17 protein-coding genes are annotated in these 16,160 nt (G+C 69.1%); 7 read left to right on the forward strand and 10 right to left on the reverse strand.

The annotated features are described in order from the left end of the window. Positions 1-197: 197 nt before the first annotated feature. Positions 198-638, reverse strand: coding sequence for an SRPBCC family protein (locus ACFVM3_RS22445; protein WP_378441403.1), 441 nt, complete (start codon positions 636-638; stop codon positions 198-200). Between the two features lie 49 nt (positions 639-687). Between ACFVM3_RS22445 and ACFVM3_RS22450 the strand changes: the two genes are divergently transcribed. Continuing rightward, positions 688-2,652 (forward strand): FUSC family protein, encoded by a 1,965-nt coding sequence (locus ACFVM3_RS22450; RefSeq protein ID WP_378441405.1) that lies wholly within the window; start codon positions 688-690, stop codon positions 2,650-2,652. 3 nt (positions 2,653-2,655) lie between these two features. On the opposite strand, the gene ACFVM3_RS22455 is transcribed toward ACFVM3_RS22450, so the two are convergent. Then, a complete protein-coding gene (locus ACFVM3_RS22455) occupies positions 2,656-3,297 on the reverse strand; it encodes an AAA family ATPase (protein ID WP_378441407.1) in 642 nt (213 codons plus the stop codon). A 71-nt stretch (positions 3,298-3,368) separates the two neighbouring features. Here ACFVM3_RS22455 and ACFVM3_RS22460 point away from each other — a divergent pair, with 71 nt between their 5' ends. From ACFVM3_RS22460 to ACFVM3_RS22470, 3 genes are all read left to right on the forward strand, one after another. Beyond that, positions 3,369-3,707 carry a hypothetical protein gene (locus tag ACFVM3_RS22460; protein ID WP_340686730.1) on the forward strand — a complete coding sequence of 113 codons (339 nt, stop codon included), beginning with the start codon at positions 3,369-3,371 and terminating at the stop codon, positions 3,705-3,707. Positions 3,708-3,910: 203 nt separating this feature from the next. Beyond that, positions 3,911-4,843 carry a TauD/TfdA dioxygenase family protein gene (locus ACFVM3_RS22465; RefSeq protein WP_378441409.1) on the forward strand — a complete coding sequence of 311 codons (933 nt, stop codon included), beginning with the start codon at positions 3,911-3,913 and terminating at the stop codon, positions 4,841-4,843. Positions 4,844-4,904: 61 nt separating this feature from the next. Next, the gene (locus tag ACFVM3_RS22470) at positions 4,905-5,129 is read left to right on the forward strand and encodes an antitoxin (RefSeq protein WP_378441411.1); all 225 of its coding nucleotides are present in this window, start codon (positions 4,905-4,907) and stop codon (positions 5,127-5,129) included. Positions 5,130-5,198: 69 nt separating this feature from the next. On the opposite strand, the gene ACFVM3_RS22475 is transcribed toward ACFVM3_RS22470, so the two are convergent. The 5 genes from ACFVM3_RS22475 to ACFVM3_RS22495 are packed head-to-tail and all read right to left on the reverse strand — an operon-like array spanning position 5,199 to position 10,164. After that, positions 5,199-6,152: a prephenate dehydrogenase gene (locus ACFVM3_RS22475; RefSeq protein ID WP_378441497.1), complete on the reverse strand. Its 954-nt coding sequence runs from the start codon at positions 6,150-6,152 to the stop codon at positions 5,199-5,201. Between the two features lie 48 nt (positions 6,153-6,200). Then, positions 6,201-8,219: an FAD-dependent oxidoreductase gene (locus tag ACFVM3_RS22480; RefSeq protein ID WP_378441413.1), complete on the reverse strand. Its 2,019-nt coding sequence runs from the start codon at positions 8,217-8,219 to the stop codon at positions 6,201-6,203. A 9-nt stretch (positions 8,220-8,228) separates the two neighbouring features. Further along, on the reverse strand, positions 8,229-8,765 hold the full coding sequence (locus ACFVM3_RS22485; RefSeq protein WP_378441415.1) for a PadR family transcriptional regulator: 537 nt from the start codon (positions 8,763-8,765) through the stop codon (positions 8,229-8,231). 55 nt (positions 8,766-8,820) lie between these two features. Next, entirely contained in the window at positions 8,821-9,669 is an 849-nt protein-coding gene (locus ACFVM3_RS22490; RefSeq protein WP_378441417.1) for an SAM-dependent methyltransferase, read from the reverse strand. Positions 9,670-9,696: 27 nt separating this feature from the next. Next, entirely contained in the window at positions 9,697-10,164 is a 468-nt protein-coding gene (locus ACFVM3_RS22495; protein ID WP_378441419.1) for a MarR family winged helix-turn-helix transcriptional regulator, read from the reverse strand. 144 nt (positions 10,165-10,308) lie between these two features. On the opposite strand from ACFVM3_RS22495, the gene ACFVM3_RS22500 reads away from it, so the two are divergent. Further along, complete coding sequence (locus tag ACFVM3_RS22500) at positions 10,309-11,256, forward strand: alpha/beta hydrolase (RefSeq protein ID WP_378441421.1); 948 nt, start codon at positions 10,309-10,311, stop codon at positions 11,254-11,256. Between the two features lie 124 nt (positions 11,257-11,380). Next, positions 11,381-12,598 carry an alpha/beta hydrolase gene (locus tag ACFVM3_RS22505; RefSeq protein ID WP_378441423.1) on the forward strand — a complete coding sequence of 406 codons (1,218 nt, stop codon included), beginning with the start codon at positions 11,381-11,383 and terminating at the stop codon, positions 12,596-12,598. On the opposite strand, the gene ACFVM3_RS22510 is transcribed toward ACFVM3_RS22505, so the two are convergent. Together ACFVM3_RS22510 and ACFVM3_RS22515 are read right to left on the reverse strand one after the other, a co-directional pair. Beyond that, on the reverse strand, positions 12,599-13,429 hold the full coding sequence (locus tag ACFVM3_RS22510) for an oxygenase MpaB family protein (RefSeq protein WP_378441425.1): 831 nt from the start codon (positions 13,427-13,429) through the stop codon (positions 12,599-12,601). Between the two features lie 45 nt (positions 13,430-13,474). After that, complete coding sequence (locus ACFVM3_RS22515; RefSeq protein WP_378441426.1) at positions 13,475-14,377, reverse strand: hypothetical protein; 903 nt, start codon at positions 14,375-14,377, stop codon at positions 13,475-13,477. 133 nt (positions 14,378-14,510) lie between these two features. Here ACFVM3_RS22515 and ACFVM3_RS22520 point away from each other — a divergent pair, with 133 nt between their 5' ends. After that, the gene (locus tag ACFVM3_RS22520; RefSeq protein WP_378441428.1) at positions 14,511-15,107 is read left to right on the forward strand and encodes a DUF4383 domain-containing protein; all 597 of its coding nucleotides are present in this window, start codon (positions 14,511-14,513) and stop codon (positions 15,105-15,107) included. Between the two features lie 3 nt (positions 15,108-15,110). Here ACFVM3_RS22520 and ACFVM3_RS22525 read toward each other — a convergent pair whose 3' ends face one another. Continuing rightward, on the reverse strand, positions 15,111-16,100 hold the full coding sequence (locus ACFVM3_RS22525; protein ID WP_378441430.1) for an SCO0930 family lipoprotein: 990 nt from the start codon (positions 16,098-16,100) through the stop codon (positions 15,111-15,113). Positions 16,101-16,160 lie beyond the last annotated feature (60 nt).

A 16,160-nucleotide genomic window follows, 5' to 3' on the forward strand; every position in this document is an offset into this window, starting at 1 on the left:
GGGGGGGCGGGGGGGGCCCCCCGCCGTGCCTCGGGTGTCCTAACCCCCATTTTCTACCGGTGTGTGCCCCGAAAGTGGCTTTCGCGACACCACCTCCAGAACCCCAGGTCGGACCGGACCCGGGATCACCAGCGGCCGGGAGCCAGTAGGTACCTGAAGACCCTTGGCTAGAACCGTCCTTACCACTCGCGAGACGCTCAGCGGCGTTCCGCGTGTTTCACCAGGCGGGTGGCCAGGATCGAGATCACGGCGCGCAGGGCCGTGCGAACGGCGGCGCCCGTGCCGGGCAGCGGTTCGGTGAACCGGCCCGCCCAGCGCAGATCCGTGCCGCCGGAGGCGTTCGGCGTGAACGAGACTTCGGCGCGGTAGTCCTTCAGCGGCGCGAGACCCGCGAAGCCGTAGACGTGCTTTCGGTCCTGTTCGTACTCCAGCGTCTCTTCGTGGACGTACACCGGCCACAGCCCGACGGCCCGGACGGCGCCCACTCCGCCCGCGTCCGGCTTCCGCGCCCAGCGCGAGTGGAACACCACCGGCTTCGCCCATTCCGACCACCGGGAACCATCGGCCTCCAGCGCGAACAGCGAAGCGGGCGAGGCGCTGCTCGTCCGGTTGACCTCGAAGGAGTACGTCTTGCCCATGTGGCGACGATAACCGCTCCGGCAGCCACGGATAAGTCAAGATAGGGGCGTGAGCACGACGCGCCGCGAGATCGCCGCACCACATTGGCTGGTGCAGCTGCTCCGCAGCACACCGGTTCCCATTCCGTGGAACATGGTCGCCCGCGCCGTCCTCGCCCTCGCCGTTCCGCTGGCCGTCGGCTACGCGCTCGGCGACATCGGTGTCGGCGCGCTCATCTCCACCGGCGCCCTCCCCACCGTCCTCTCCGAATCCGCCGGCCCGTACCGCTACCGCGCCCGGCGGCTCGGCGGCGCCACCGCGGCGGCAGGCCTCGGCTACTTCGCCGGGCTGATCACCGGCGGTATCCCGGCCGCGTCCATCCCGGTCGTCGTCGGGGTCGCGGCGGTGTCCGCGCTGATCAGCGCGGCGGGCAGCAACGCGTCGGTCGCCGGGCTCCAGATGTTCGTCTTCTGCGTCCTCGGCACCGGCCAGCACCTCACCGGCCTGCGCGTCGAAGTCCTCCTCGGCTACTTCTGCGCCGGCGCGGCCTGGAGCCTGCTCGTCGCGCTCGCCACCTGGACCTTCCGCGCCACCAGCCCCGAACGCGGCGCAGTGGCGCACGTCTACGTCGAACTCGCCGCGATGCTGTCCGCGACCGACGAAGCCACCTCCCGCGTCGCGCGCCACCAGCTCACGACCGCGATGAACACCGCGTACGACCGGCTGCTCACTGCGCGCTCCTGGCTGTCGGGCCGCGACGCCACCTACCGCCAGTTGCTCAACCTGCTTTCCGCCAGCACCCCCGCCGTCGAGGCGTCCGTCGCGATGGTCAACGCCGGCCGCCGTGCCCCGGAAGACGTGATCGACCACTTCATCGCGACTTCGGCGGCCGTACTCGCGAACCAGGAACTGCCGGAGCCGCCCGAAGCGCCCGAAGACGCCGACCCGGTCCTCGCCGCGCTCTACGCCGGGCTCGGCCGGATCGGCAAGGGCGACAACCGGAAACGGCGCGAGATCCAGCCGTGGCACAAACGTCTTCGCGGCTGGGCGGGGTCGCTGATCTCCGGCCCGCTCACCTGGTTCGCCGCGCTCCGCCTCACGTTGTGCGTCGCGATCGCCGAAGTGGTCGCGCTGCTCGTCCCGTTCGAACGGTCCTACTGGATCACGCTCACCGTCGGCATCGTCCTCAAACCGGACTTCGGCTCGGTGTTCGGCCGCGCGGTGCTGCGCGGCATCGGCACGGTGATCGGCGTGGGCATCGGCGCGGCCGTGCTCGCCGCGGGCGGCGAAGGCTGGCTGCTGGTCCTGCTGATCGCCGTGTTCGCGGGCGGCGTCGCGGTCGGCAAGGTCCGCAACTACGGCATCCTCAGCGCCTTCGTGACGCCGCTGATCATCCTGCAGATGGATCTCGCCAGCACCGGAAGCTGGGACGTCGTGCTCGCGCGGCTCGTGGACACCGTGCTCGGCTGCGCGATCGTCCTGCTCTTCGGCTACCTGCTCTGGCCGGGCAGCCGGCGGCCGCAGGTCGGCGGACGGCTCGCCGACAGCCTCGACAGCCTGGTGCAATACGTCGACAAGGGGCTCGTGCTCGCGCCGTCGGGCGAAGCGCGCTTGGAACGGTCCCGCGCGCGTCGCCGCGCCTACCGCGCGCTGGCCGACCTGCGGACCGCGTTCCAGCAGGTCGTCGTCGAACCCTCGGCGGCCGGGCGGCAGGCCGTCGCCTGGTGGCCGGTGATCGCCGGGCTCGAACGCGTCGCCGACGCCGTCACCGAGGTCGGCGTCACCCTCGGCCGCGGTGCCCCGGCCCCGGCCGACGCCGATATCGCCCTCCTGACGGCCGCCCTCTCCGAACTCGCGGCCGCCGTTCGCGAAGAACGGGAGCCGGCGGAGATGCCGATGCCCGACAACGAGCAGCTGTCCGGCGTCGTCGACCAGATCGGCGCCGCCTTCGACGCCGTGCGCGGTCCCGATCTCGTCGAACGCGCGCCGCTGCGGCTGGTCCGGCGGTTCCTGCCCTACCACCGCCGCGCCTGAGCGTCAGCCGAACCGGATGTGCTTGACGCTCGTCCACTTGCGACGTGCGAAACCCCGCAGCGCGCCGTCCGTGTTCGGGGCAAGGGTCAGCCCGGCCGACGCGGCGATCCGATCGGCGACCCGCGCGACGGTGAGCGTGTCCGTGTGGATGTGCTCACCGAACTCCGCACCGCTCAGCCGGTCCAGGCAGAGGTCGAGCTTCGACACCGCGAAACTCTCGCGCTTCGGTGGCCGCCCCTTCCGCCGTACGGAATGGACGATGCCGCGTTCGCTCAGCCGTCGCAGCACGGTCTCGCGTTCGGCCAGCAGCGCGAAGTGCCGGACGTCGTGCCCGCGGCCGGCCAGCCTGCCGACGATCTCCTCGAAGTACCGGGGTTCCACCAGCGTCATCGGCACGATCACCGGACCGTCCTGCTTGCCGAGCACCAGGTCGAGCACCTCGAAAACACCCTGACGCCAGGCGGCGAGATCCTGGAAGTCGCCGCGCAGCCGCGGCGGCATCATCCGCTGCAGCCCGAACCCCGCGACCTCGGGATCGGACAGGACGCTGCCGGGAAGGCGCCGGTGCAGTTCGTGCGCGGTCTGCGTCTTGCCGCCGCCGAACGGGCCGTTGATCCAGACGAGCATGCCGCCGACCCTAGCCATGCGACCACCCGTACGGGGGAGGGTGAGCATCATCTCGAACTAATGTTCGAGTTTTCACGCATAATCGACGCATGCTCGACACTGGTGACACGCTGCCGCCGGGGCCGCGTCACCTGCACATGGTCCGGCCCAACCAGCCCGTTTGGGTCGATCTCAAGCTGGTGTACCCCGTCGGCGCGGTGAAGACCCGCCTGCCCGACGGCCTGGATCTGACCGGCACCGTCCCCGGGCTGCTGGGGATGTGGCGGGCGACGACGACGGGACACTGGGTCGGCTGGGTCACCTTCCAGCTCGGTCCGGTCGGCCGGGGCGGCACGACGCACTCACAGTGGGTGCTGGCCGAGGCGCTGCGCCCACGCGAGGAGCGGAACACTTGGTCGGGCAGCTTCCCCTCCGAGCGGAGGCGATGATCGTCCCGTCCGGTGGACGGTATTGACCGCACGCCAAAACGCGCCCACGATGGCCCCGTGTCCGTCCACTGGGAGTCCGCGCCGACACGTTCGGCCGGCGAAGGCATTGCCGCATTGCTCCTGCGCCGTGGACGTTTGGGTTCCCCGCCCGCGTAGCTCCTCATCTCGCCAAGTCATCCGACCGGTGAATCCAGGGAGCACGTATGTCCATCGCACTGCCCGACCGTGTCCGCCTCCGCCCCGCGACCGTCCCCGACGGCGGGATCCTCGAAGGGCCGCGGCTGCTGCGGCGCCTGCCGGAGGGTGCCGAAGAACGCCCGTACGAGCTTTTCGCGCTGCGCCCGCTGGGACGGGTGATCGGTGCCGAGATCGGCGGCGTCGACCTCGCCCGGCCACTGACGCCCGCACTCCACGCCGAGCTGAATCGCGCGCTGCTGGAGTGGAAGGTGCTGTTCTTCCGCGACCAGGACATCACTTCGGAGCACCAGCGCGCCTTCGCCGCCCACTGGGGTGAACTGGAGACGAACCCGTTCATCCCGAAAGGGGCGACCGAGGACACCACCCGGTTCACCCGCTCGGCGAGCATGCCCGCGTTCGAGAACATCTGGCACGTCGACGTCACCTTCCGCCCCGAGCCCGCGCTCGGTTCGGTGCTGCGGCTGATCGAGATCCCGCCGGTCGGCGGAGACACGATGTGGGCCGACATGGCCGCCGCCTACGACAACCTGCCGGAAGAGGTCCGCGAGCGGATCGACGGCTTGACCGCGGTGCACGACTTCATCCCCGGCTTCGACCGCTTCTCCGATCCGGAACTACTGCTGCGCCACCAGGACGCGTTCCCGCCGGTCGAGCATCCGGTCGTCCGCACGCATCCGGAGACCGGGCGGCGCACCCTCTTCGTGAACCAGGCGTTCACGACGCACATCGTCGGCATGGAACGCGACGAGAGCGACAGGCTCCTGCGCTACCTGTTCAGCCGGGCGCATATCCCGGAGTTCCAGGTGCGCTTCAGCTGGCGGCCGGGTTCGGTGGCCTTCTGGGACAACCGCGCCACCCAGCACTACGCCGTCAACGACTACCACCCGTACGCGCGCGTGGCCGAACGCGTCGCCATCGTGGGCGACCGGCCGTTCTGAGCGTCCCCACGACGGGTGATCGCCGGGGCGTCTTCGCCCGTACCTGTGTGACGATGTGGCCATGGGCATCAACTTCGACGAATTGAAGAACAAGGCCACCGACGCTCTCCGCGAGCACAACGACAAGATCGAGGGCGGCCTGGACAAGGCGGCGGACTTCGCGAAGTCGAAGTTCTCCGGTCACGACTCGCAGATCGACTCCGGGGTCGAGAAGGCGAAGGGCTTCATCAACAAGTTCGACGACACCCCCGACACCCCGCCCCAGAACCCGCCGCAGGGCCGGTGACCTCCCGCGTTTCGTCCTCTGGATGCGGTACTTGCGTGTGCAAGGACCGCGTTCAGAGGACGAAACGCGTCAAGAGACCTCGCCGATCGCGGTGTCGCCGTCGATCGCCGTGATCCGGCCGCCGCGCTCGCCGAGCGCGATCAGGCCGTCGCGCGCGTCCGGCGCGCTCAGACTGACCCGGACCCCCGCGCGTTCCGCGTCCTTGGCGGCCGCGAACGCTTGCGCCCCTTCGTGACCCGCGTTGACCGTCACCGCGAGGCCGCCCGTCGAAGCCAGCGAACCCCGCGCGGCACCCAGCCGCCCGAGCGCCTCGTCGACGATCGGCAGCAGCGCGTCCCGGTTGCCCTCGGTCATCGCCCGCACCAGCGCCGGGCTCGACCCGGCCACCCGCGTGCCGTCCGTGTAGGACCCGGCGGCCAGCGCCATCGCCAGCGGCCCGCCCTGCGCGCCGATCGTGGCCAGGATGGCCGCGAAGATATGCGGCAGATGCGAGATCCGCGCGACCGTCTCGTCGTGCGAGTCCGCCGGCAGCGGTACGACATGCGCGCCGACGTCCAGCACCAGCCGGGCGACCTCCGCCCAAGCGGTCAGATCTGTGTCGTGTTCGACGCCCAGCACCCAGGCCGCGCCGCCGAACAGCGCCGGGTCGCTCGCCTTCCAGCCGGAGTTCGCCGTCCCGGCCATCGGATGCCCACCGACGAACTTCGCGTACGGCGCGCGACGGCGGACCGAGTCGAGCACCGGGCCCTTCACGCTGGTCACGTCGGTGAGCACGCAGTGCCCGGCGACCCGCGAAACGGTCCGGAGCACCTCCTCGACCGCGGGCAGCGGCACCGCGAGCACGATCATCGCGTCCCGTTCGGCCGCCTTGCCCAGCGCGGCTTCGACCTGCGTCGTCACGTCGAAACCCGCTCTGCTGGCGGCGTCCGCGTCAGCTTCGGAGGTCGTCGCCCCGAACGTGGTGCGGCCGATCGAATGCGCCGCGCGCAGCAGCGAACCACCGATCAACCCGAGCCCGATCACGCATACGTCCCGCACAAGGGTTCATCCTGCCATCTGTGAGGCCACTCGTCAGAGAACGGCGGCGAGGCGGGTTCCCTGATCGATGGCCCGTTTGGCGTCCAGTTCGGCCGCGACGTCGGCGCCGCCGATGAGATGCACCGGCAGCCCGGCCGCGCGCAGGTCGTCCACCAGGTCGCGCACCGGCTCCTGCCCCGCGCAGACGACGACGTTGTCCACATCGAGCACGCGCGGCTTGTCACCGACGGTGATGTGCAGGCCGTCGTCGTCGATCCGATCGTAGGTGACCCCGGTGAGCTGCTCGACGCGTTTGGCCTTCAGCGCGGCCCGGTGCACCCAGCCGCTGGTCTTGCCCAGTCCCGCGCCGATGCCGGACTTCTTGCGCTGCAGGAGGAAGACCTGCCGCGGTGACGGCTCGACCTTCCGCTCGGTCAGCCCGCCCGCGGCCCGCTCGGGATCGGTGACGCCCCATTCGGCCATCCAGGCGTCCAGATCGAGCGCCGGGGAGGTGGTGTGCGTCAGGAATTCGCTGACGTCCACGCCGATTCCGCCGGCGCCGATCACGGCGACCTTGCCGCCCACCGGTTTCCCGTGCCGGACGACGTCCACATAGGACAGAACCTTGGGATGGTCGATACCGGGGAGCGACGGCACCCGCGGCGTCACGCCGGTGGCCAGTACGACCTCGTCGAACCCGGCGTCGATCAGATCGGCCGCGGCCACGCGCGTGCCCAGGTGCACCTTGACGCCGGTGACCTCCAGCCGCCGCGTGTAGTAGCGGATGGTCTCCGCGAACTCCTCCTTGCCCGGGATCTTCCGCGCGATCCCGAACTGGCCGCCGATCTCGTCGTCGGCTTCGAACAGTTCGACCGTGTGCCCGCGTTCGCCGAGGCCGGTCGCGGCCGCGAGCCCCGCGGGACCCGCGCCGACGACGGCGACGCGCTTGGTCTTGCGCGTGGGCGAAAGCGTCAGCGTCGTCTCGTGGCCGGCGCGCGGATTCACCATGCAGGACACCAGTTTGCGCTTGAACGCGTGGTCGAGACAGGCCTGGTTGCAGGCGATGCAGGTGTTGATCTCGTCCTCGCGCCCGCTCTCGGCCTTGCGGATCCATTCCGGATCGGCGAGGAACGGCCGCGCCATCGACACCAGGTCCGCGTCGCCGCTCGCCAGCGCCTCCTCGGCGACCTCGGGCATGTTGATCCGGTTCGACGTGACCACCGGGATCCCGACGTGCGGTTTGAGCTTGCCGGTCACCCAGGTGAACGCCGCGCGCGGCACGGACGTCACGATCGTCGGCACCCTCGCCTCATGCCAGCCGATGCCGGTGTTGATGATCGTCGCGCCCGCCTCTTCGACCTCCTTGGCCAGCGCGACGACGTCTTCCCAGCGCTGTCCGCCTTCGACGAGGTCCAACATGGACAGTCGATAGACGATGATGAAGTCCTCGCCGACCGCCTCGCGCGTACGGCGCACGATCTCGACGGCGATCCTTCGGCGGTTTTCCGCGCTGCCGCCCCATTTGTCGGTGCGCTTGTTGGTCCGCTCGGCGAGGAACTGGTTGATGAAGTAGCCCTCGGAGCCCATGATCTCGACGCCGTCGTAGCCCGCTTCCTTGGCCAGGAAGGCGCAATCGGCGAACGCGCGGATCTGGCGCAGCACGCCGTATCCGGTAAGGGCCCGCGGTTTGAAGGGATTGATCGGCGCCTTGATGCCCGACGCGGAAACGCTCAGCGGATGGTAGGAATACCGGCCCGCGTGCAGGATCTGCAGCGCGATCTTGCCGCCCGCCTCATGTACCGGATCGGTGAGTCGCCTGTGCGCCTTGGCTTCCGCGCGCGTCGAGAGTTTCGACGCCAGCGGCAGGAGCCAGCCGGTCCGGTTCGGGGCGAAGCCGCCGGTGACGATCAGCCCGACGCCGCCGCGGGCGCGTTCGGCGTAGTACTCGGCCAGTTGCGGGAAATGCGCTTCCTTGTCTTCGAGGCCGGTGTGCATCGAACCCATGATCACCCTGTTGCGCAGGGTGGTGAAGCCGAGGTCGAGAGGGGACAGCAGGTTCGGGTACGGGCTCATCGCTGGTCCTTACGCATCGTGGTGGAATGCCCGGAGGACTTCCTCGAGCCACTCGACGTGACCCTGTTCGGTTCGGATTCCTCCGCGCAGCACGAGGAACTGATGCAACGACTGTCCACTGAGGACGCTCGGGTCGGGGAAGTCGTGCTTCTCGATCAGCAGGTAGGCGTCGAGTCGTGCCGCGTGCGCGTCGCGATGCCGGGCGACCTCGGCGGCGACGGCGGCCGGGTCGCCGAGGGTGGCGCCGCGGATCTTCACGGCGAGCTCCCTGGCGGTGGCCGACGGATCGGGCTCGGCGAGCCAGCGGGCGAGTTCGGCCCGCCCCGCGTCGCCGACGGTGTAGACCTTCTTGTCGGGTTTCCCGGACTGCGCGACCGACGCGACGGCGACCCAGCCCGCGTCCTCCATCCGCTTCAGGACGCGGTAGATCTGCTGGTGGGTGGCACTCCACCACAACCCGATGGACTTCTCGAAGCGGCGCGTCAGCTCGTAGCCCGAGCCGGACCGCTCGGACAGTGAGACCAGGATCGCGTGCTCCAGTGCCATGCACCTAGTTTCATATGCACCTAGTTGCACGGCAAGGCGACGTGGGTCACAAGTGTTACGGCTTGCGGGCGATACCCCCGATGACGCGGGACTCCGAGGGGTTCGCGGCGAAGATCGTCTTCTCGTCCGGATGCCACGCCGGCGCGTAGACCAGGCCCGGCTCCAGCAGCGGCCAGCCGCCGAAGAACCGCCGGAACTCGTCCATGGTGCGCAGGAAACCGGGGTTGGTCGTGGTCTCGTAGTACTTGAGGAGGTCCAGAAGCGCCTGCTTCTCGTCCTCGTTGGCCGGGTTCTCGTTGGTCATCTGCGAGAGCACCAGCAGTGAACCCGGCGCGAGCCGGTCGCGGTAGAAGTCCAGCAGCCCGTCGGGGTCCTGCTCGTCCTTGATGAAGTGCATGACCGCGTTGACCACCAGCGCGACCGGCTCCCGGACATCGATGATGCCGGAGTCCATCACCCGCTCCCAGAGGTCTTCGGGGTCGAACAGGTCGGCGGCGATCGCATGGTGACGCTCCGGGTCCGCGGTGTCGGCGAGCAGCAGCGTCGAATGCGCGAGCGCGATCGGCTCGTTGTCGATGTAGAGGACGTGCGTGTCCTCCTGCGGTCGCGCCTCGTCGGCGACCTCGTGCACGTTGCCCGCCGTGGGCAGGCCGGAACCGATGTCGACGAACTGGCGGATGCCCAGTCCGGCGCAGTGCCGCACGGCCCGGCCGAGGAACTGCCTGCTGGTCTTGCAGTAGTCGCCCATGAGCGGCAGGCGCTCGCGCACCTTCTCGGCGAAGTTGCGGTCGATGGCGTAGTGCGTGTCGCCGCCGATGAAGTAGTCGTAGACGCGGGCCGCGGACGGCCGGTCCAAGCTGTTCTCGACGGCCTTGAGCGCCGCGTCGTGATCGATCATCGTCATCCCTTTGTCCGCGCCGGAAATTCCATGCTAACCGGCCGGGACGTAGGCCTCGCGGTAGGCGTTCACGGATTCGGTCAAGCGATCGAGTTCCGCGCGGGTGCGGGCGAGACCGGCCGCGTCGAGGCCCATCGCGTCGCCGATGATCTTCGGGATCCCGCTCGCGCGCTCCCGGAGCCGGGCGCCGTCCCCGGTCAGGCTGATGCGCACGGACCGCTCGTCGTCGGCCTGCCGGACGCGCTCGACCAGCCCGGACTTCTCCAGCCGCTTGAGCAGCGGCGACAGGGTTCCGGAGTCGAGGTTCAGCACGGTGCCGAGTTCCTTGACGAGCCGCTCGTCCTCCTCCCAGAGGGCGAGCATCACCAGGTACTGCGGATAGGTCAGGCCCAGATCGTCGAGTACCACGCGGTAGAGCGCGGTCACGGCCCGCGATGCCGCGTAGAGCCCGAAACACAGCTGATCGTCCAGGCACAGCGATCCGGTGTTGTCCTTCGGCATCGGTCCTCCTCGTCCCCATGGTGCGTCGATCATGCCGCAGACCGCCACTCGAGTGAGCCAAATCTCCTTGAGTGCATTTTAGTTGTGCGCAACTGAGTTGCGAGCTACCTTTGTCGCATCGACTTCGGAACCCAGGAGGCAGAAATGACCGCCAACCCGCACAACCTGGCCCTCGAACCGGCCGCGCAGGCTTTCGTGGAGGCCACCGCCACCCCGCCGTTCCTCTTCCAGTTGCCGCCGGAGGAAGGACGCAAGGCCGTCGACGAGGTCCAAGGCGGCGATGTCGAACTGCCCGCCGCGGACGTCGAGACCACGCACGTGGACGGCGTCGAGGTCCGCATCGTCCGGCCCCGGGGCGTGACCGGCCCGCTGCCCGTGATCGTCTACATCCACGGCGCCGGCTGGGTCTTCGGGAACTTCCACACCCACGAGCGCTTGGTGCGCGAGCTCGCCGTCGGCGCGGGCGCGGCCGTCGTCTTCCCCGAATACGACCGCTCGCCGGAAGCGCGTTACCCGGTCGCCATCGAGCAGAGCTACGCGGTGGCGAAGTGGGTCGCCGAGCACGGCGCCGAAAACGGGCTCGACGGCACGAAGATCGCGATCGCCGGCGACTCCGTCGGCGGCAACATGACCGCCGCGCTGACCCTGCTCGCGAAGCAGCGCGGCGACATCGCCTTCCGGCAGCAGGTGCTCTTCTACCCGGTCACCGACGCGAACTTCGACACCGAGTCCTACCGGCGGTTCGCCGAGGGCTACTTCCTCGCCCTCGACGGCATGAAGTGGTTCTGGGACCAGTACACGACCGATCCGGCGCAGCGCGCGGAAATCACCGCTTCGCCGCTGCGGGCGAGCCTCGACGACCTCGCGGGCTTGCCGCCCGCGCTGGTGATCACCGCCGAGGCCGACGTCCTGCGCGACGAAGGCGAGGCGTACGCCGCCAAGCTGCGTCAGGCCGGAGTTCCGGTGACCGCCGTGCGATACCAGGGCATCGTGCACGACTTCGTCATGCTCAACACGTTGCGCGGAACGCAAGCCGCGGAAGCCGCGATCGCGCAGGCGATCGGGGTGCTGCGCGCCGCACTCGAAGGCTGAGCGAGTTGTCCAGGGTGACACCCGTCACCCTGGACAACACTTTCCGGTGGTCGCACGTCTCTTGATCCAGATGTGGGAAGCGCGGTGCGGGGGCGTGCCGCCGCCGGAGAGGGACACGATCGCCATGGGACTGGGACTGAGTGCCATCCGGCTCGATTCCACACTGAACCTCGTCATCGTCGTGGTGCTGACCCTGCTCGCGATCATCGCCGTACCGTTCTTCTGGGAACGCTGGCGCCGCAAGCTTCTCGGCCGCAGCGCCACCATTCTCATGGCGGTGGTGCTGATCGTGGTCAGCACCGGAATGGGCGGGAACATGATCGGCGGGTTCTTCCCGACGGTCGGCGCCCTGTTCGGCACCGGCGTGTACTCGGCGGAAAACGTCGACGCCGTCGCCGGCGAGAACGGCTCGGACCTCGACAAACTGCGTGACGCCGGAGCGATGCGGGCCAAGGAGGGCAAGGGTTCCGTCGTGCACATGACGGTGACCGGCAAGCGCACCGGCCTCACGCGCGACGTCTCGGTGTATTTTCCGCCCCAGTACTACGATCCCGCGTACCGGTCGCTCAAATTCCCGGTCATCGAATGGATCCCGAACTATCCGTCCGGTCCGGAAGTGGTCACCGGCCCGTACGGGATGCCGGCCAGGCTCGACGAAGCCATCGCGAAACACGTGCTCCCGCCGACCCTGGTGATCATCCCGGATCCGACCGGGAAACCGAAGGTCGGCCACGACACCGAATGCGTCGACGAAGTCAACGGCGCTCCCAACGACACCTACCTGAGCGCCGACCTCCGCGACTGGGCCATCGAGAAGCTGGGCGCGAGTACGCAGCGGAAGGCATGGACGATGGCGGGCTGGTCATCGGGCGGCTACTGCGCGATGAACCTGGTGACCCGGCACCCGCAGTGGTACGGCCAGGCGGCGAGCGTCAGCGGCTACTACAAGGCTTCGGTCGACGCGGAGACGGAGAACCTTTTCAAGGGCAGGCAGGACATCGTCGACGCGAACACGATCACCTTGACCCTGCAGAAGCATCCGTCGCCGGTCGACATCCTCGCGATCGCGGGGGACAAGGAAAGCTTCGAGAGCTTCTCGCTCGACCAGCTCCAGTCCGCCGTCCGCGCGCCCGCGACGCTGTCCACTTGGCGGATCCCCGACGCCGGGCACAACATGAACACCTTCAAGGCGCAGATCCCGGACGTGCTGGCGTGGATCGGCGCGCGTACCGCGCCGCCGGGCGCGCCGCAGGACAAGAAGATCGTCGGCGGCGGCGGGGTCAAACCGTGGCCGTTGCCGAACACCGGCGCCAAGGGCGCGCTGGTCGACGTCGTCGAGTAGCTAGGCGCGGTATGCCCTGGGGTACAACCGAAGCCGGTCGGGAACGCGGTTTCCGGCCACCTTCATGACGGTGCCAAGCCGCCGAAGCCTGCGCTCGTCCGCGTCCGTCCACTTGAGACTCAAGCGATCGCGAAGCGGCTGGGGCAGCAGGCCGATCGCGCACAGGGTCAGCACGTTCCCGCCCACCGGCCGGACGGGGCGCCACAAGGCCTCCGGCAGGAACCACCACGGCGGCGGTGGCGTGTCCCGCATGGTGATCGAGTGGAGCAGTTCCCGGACCGTGTGGTTGTCCTCGAGCCGGTTCGCGACGACGTCGTCGAAATAGGCGTCGAATCCTTCCAAGTCCTCGGGCATGTGGTGCTCGCGAAGGCCGAGCAGCAGGCCGAGGCGCCGCCATTCCGCGTAGAAGTGGCGCTTTTCGGTGTGGGACAAGGGATGTATGAACATCTCCTGCAGGCGGACCGTCGTCCAGAACGTCGATCCGTGCACCCACCAGTAAGCCTCGGGGTTCAGCGCGTGATAGCGGTCGCCGTGGTGGTCGACGCCTTTGATCGCCTTGTGCAGCTCGCGGAGCCGCTCGGCCTCCGCGACCGCTTCCCGGCCGCCGAAAACCTGGCACAGCAAGGAGTCGATGGTCCGGTCGAGGCGGCCCCACGGGTCTTCGGTGTAGTTCGAATGGTCGTGGACGCCGGCGCCGACCACCGGATGCGCGACCTGCAGCAGCAACGCCGTTCCCGCGCCGAGCAGCAGTCTCCGGTCGCCGACCACTCGCCAGGCGACGGAATCCGGGCCGAGCGGGGCCAGGGCGGGCAGGTGGGCCTCGGTGCTCATGACGACCTCCCGAGAGAGTGGCGTGAGGCCACTGTCCCACCTTGTTTACACATCGTCAATAGCTGGTCGAAGCGCCTTCACCACCTCGGTCACCCGCCTGCCGGCGCCGGTGTAGGTGGTCGACGTCGGTTGAGACGTCAGGACGACGACGATGCGGCGATCGTCGTCGCCGACGGTGCCGGAGCTGTGCAGGATCCGCGAGCCGCGGCAGCACGCCCAGCCCTGTTTGATCGACCAGCGAAGGGAACCGACGGCGTCCGGGATGCCGAAGTACTGCCGGACGCCGTCGGAACCGCTCTCCGTCGCGCCGCTCAACGCCCGCATTATCGTCGTCCGCGTCCCCGCGCCCGCCTGGTCCAGCAGGTAGCGGTAGATCTTCGCGACGTCCGCGGCGGTGATCCGCGTGTCGCCCCAGCGGCCGGGATCTTCGGGCGGACGCGTGCCGCCGAGGCCGATCTTGGTCGCCCAGCGGGTGACGATGGCGGGTCCACCGTAAGCCGTCCACAGCCTGCTGGCGATGTCGTCGTCGCTGGCCGAGAGCATCCGCTGCACGCTGCTCGCCGGTGCGCCCGCTTGAAGCGCTTCCAGCGCGATGAGGAGTTTCACCAGCGAAGCCGAGGTGTACGGCCGGTCCGCCTTGACGGAGACCGTGGTCTTCTTGGCGGCGCGGTCGTAGACGACCACGCTCACCTGCCCGCCGGGGACGAGGCCTGGGAGTGCGTCGATGTCGACGGTCTTCGGCGGTGGTCCTGGCACCACCGAGGAGGACGGGGGCGGGGATTCGACCGGCACCGGCTCCGGCTCCGCTTCGAGGGTGATCACCGTGTCCTCCGACGCCGCGGCCACGACGGCCGCCGGGCCGGGCCGCGGCGACGGAAGCAGCACCATCGCGAGGATGGCTCCCAGGCACAGCCCCACCAGGAGGAAGACTCCGCTCACCTTGCCCACACGACTTCTTGACCGGATCACTCGTTCGTGTTCACGGATTAGGCCGTTCGGACGCCTCGGTTTGCCCAGGAGGGCCCCGGGGTATCCGGCCCCCAAGCCTGAAATCAGGTCGCCAACTCTGGGAGGCGGAGCAATGGCACGTACACAACGCGCTCGTATCCGGACGGCGGGTGTCCAGCCCGCGCAGGTTCTCGCCGGGCTGTCGAGCCTGGCCTTCCTGGTGTTCGGGATCGTGGGCTTCACCAGGACCGGATTCGCCGATTTCGCCGGTCGCAGCGACGAGACGGTGCTCGGGTTCTCGGTGAATCCCCTCTACAACCTCGGGTTCGTCGTGCTGGGCGTGATCGGTCTGCTGCTGACCTTCGGCTCGGGCCGGTCCAGGGTCTTCGGTCTCCTGACGTTCGCCGCCTTCGGGGCGCTGTTCGTCTGGGGTCTGATGATCGCCGGGACCGTTTCGACGAATCCGGTATCAGAGGCGGGGAACCCGTTCAACCTCAACGCGACGGACAACTGGCTGCACCTCGGCCTCGCCGCCCTCGGGCTGCTGATCGCGTTCCTGCCCGCGCGGCACAAGGTGCTGCTGCCGGAGGACGAAGAGGAGAACGTGGTGACGGACCGGGCCGACAGCGCAACGGTCGTCGACCCCCTTCCCGACGGCTCGCGACGGCCGAAGCATGAAAAAGGCCCGACCGCCGCTCGTGAAGAGCGACCGCCGGGCCTCGCCCACTAGGTCTCAGTAGCCGTACTCCTGGGCGGGAGCGTCGGCCTCCTTCTTGGAGGTGGCGTTCCCGCTCTGCGCGGCCTTGTTCTTCACCGGCGCGGTGCTCTTGCAGCCGGCGGGCTCGATCACGAACCAGGTGCCGCCGACGCCGTGCCCGTTCGCCTCGCCGGCGTTCGCGTCCTTGGCGTAGCGGTAGACGGCCCAGCCGCCGACGGTGACCTGCGTGGTGCCGTCCGCGCGCTTCACCGTGCCGAGCAGCTTCTGGTCGATGCCTTCGAGCTGGACCTCGCCCTCGGCGAGCACCGGCGGCCAGGTCTTCGCGCAGTCACCGTTGCAGGTCGGCTGCTTGTTCTTCTTGTCCTTGGTGAACATGTAGAGGGTGAAGCCCTCCTTGTCCACAATGGCCGGTCCGATACCGTCGACGTTGCTCGCGACCAGCTTCGTGTCGCCCTCTTTTTGTTCGGCAGGAGCCTCTTTGGCTTCCTTGGCCGCCTGGCCGGCCTTGCCGCCCTTGGCGTTCGCGGCGTACCAGGTGCCGCCGACGCCCTGTCCCTTCGCCTCGCCCGCCTTGGCGTCCTTGGCGTAGCGGTAAAGCGCCCAGCCGTCGACGGTGACCTGCTTGCGGCCGTCGGTGCGGGTCACTTCGCTGACCAGCGCCTGATCCACGCCCTCGATCTGGACTTCGCCCTCGGCGAGCACCGGCGGCCAGGTCTTCGCGCAGTCACCGTCGCAATTGGACTTCGGCGGCTTCGCGCTGTCCTTGTCGAAGCGGTACAAGGTGAATCCGTCCTTGTCGACGAGCACCTGACCGAGATCACCGGCTTCGGCCACGGCCAGCTTGGTCTCACCCTTGGCCGCGGGGGCGTTCCCTCCCGCCCCGGCCACCGCGGCGGCGGGAGCGACGGCCGGTGCCGCCGTCTCGGTGCCGCCGGAGCAGGCCGACAGCGCGACCAGGCCCACGGCCGCGGACGCCGCTGCGACGACGAAACGCTTGCGAAGCATGGGATTTCTCCTTGTTCGTAGGGGTTCCGCGGCTTGGCGCGGTGAGCTTGTACCCCCTAC

The sequence above is a fragment of the Amycolatopsis sp. NPDC057786 genome (genome assembly GCF_042797905.1).
Classification (GTDB): domain Bacteria; phylum Actinomycetota; class Actinomycetes; order Mycobacteriales; family Pseudonocardiaceae; genus Amycolatopsis.

Excerpts from the sequence above, each read along its gene's own strand:
- ACFVM3_RS22520 (WP_378441428.1), top strand. The coding sequence starts at position 14,511 with ATGGCACGTACACAACGCGCTCGTATCCGGACGGCGGGTGTCCAGCCC.
- ACFVM3_RS22455 (WP_378441407.1), bottom strand. The coding sequence starts at position 3,297 with ATGGCTAGGGTCGGCGGCATGCTCGTCTGGATCAACGGCCCGTTCGGC.
- ACFVM3_RS22510 (WP_378441425.1), bottom strand. The coding sequence starts at position 13,429 with ATGAGCACCGAGGCCCACCTGCCCGCCCTGGCCCCGCTCGGCCCGGAT.
- ACFVM3_RS22470 (WP_378441411.1), top strand. The coding sequence starts at position 4,905 with ATGGGCATCAACTTCGACGAATTGAAGAACAAGGCCACCGACGCTCTC.
- ACFVM3_RS22460 (WP_340686730.1), top strand. The coding sequence starts at position 3,369 with ATGCTCGACACTGGTGACACGCTGCCGCCGGGGCCGCGTCACCTGCAC.
- ACFVM3_RS22480 (WP_378441413.1), bottom strand. The coding sequence starts at position 8,219 with ATGAGCCCGTACCCGAACCTGCTGTCCCCTCTCGACCTCGGCTTCACC.
- ACFVM3_RS22465 (WP_378441409.1), top strand. The coding sequence starts at position 3,911 with ATGTCCATCGCACTGCCCGACCGTGTCCGCCTCCGCCCCGCGACCGTC.
- ACFVM3_RS22445 (WP_378441403.1), bottom strand. The coding sequence starts at position 638 with ATGGGCAAGACGTACTCCTTCGAGGTCAACCGGACGAGCAGCGCCTCG.
- ACFVM3_RS22495 (WP_378441419.1), bottom strand. The coding sequence starts at position 10,164 with ATGCCGAAGGACAACACCGGATCGCTGTGCCTGGACGATCAGCTGTGT.
- ACFVM3_RS22490 (WP_378441417.1), bottom strand. The coding sequence starts at position 9,669 with ATGACGATGATCGATCACGACGCGGCGCTCAAGGCCGTCGAGAACAGC.
- ACFVM3_RS22525 (WP_378441430.1), bottom strand. The coding sequence starts at position 16,100 with ATGCTTCGCAAGCGTTTCGTCGTCGCAGCGGCGTCCGCGGCCGTGGGC.
- ACFVM3_RS22500 (WP_378441421.1), top strand. The coding sequence starts at position 10,309 with ATGACCGCCAACCCGCACAACCTGGCCCTCGAACCGGCCGCGCAGGCT.
- ACFVM3_RS22485 (WP_378441415.1), bottom strand. The coding sequence starts at position 8,765 with ATGGCACTGGAGCACGCGATCCTGGTCTCACTGTCCGAGCGGTCCGGC.
- ACFVM3_RS22505 (WP_378441423.1), top strand. The coding sequence starts at position 11,381 with ATGGGACTGGGACTGAGTGCCATCCGGCTCGATTCCACACTGAACCTC.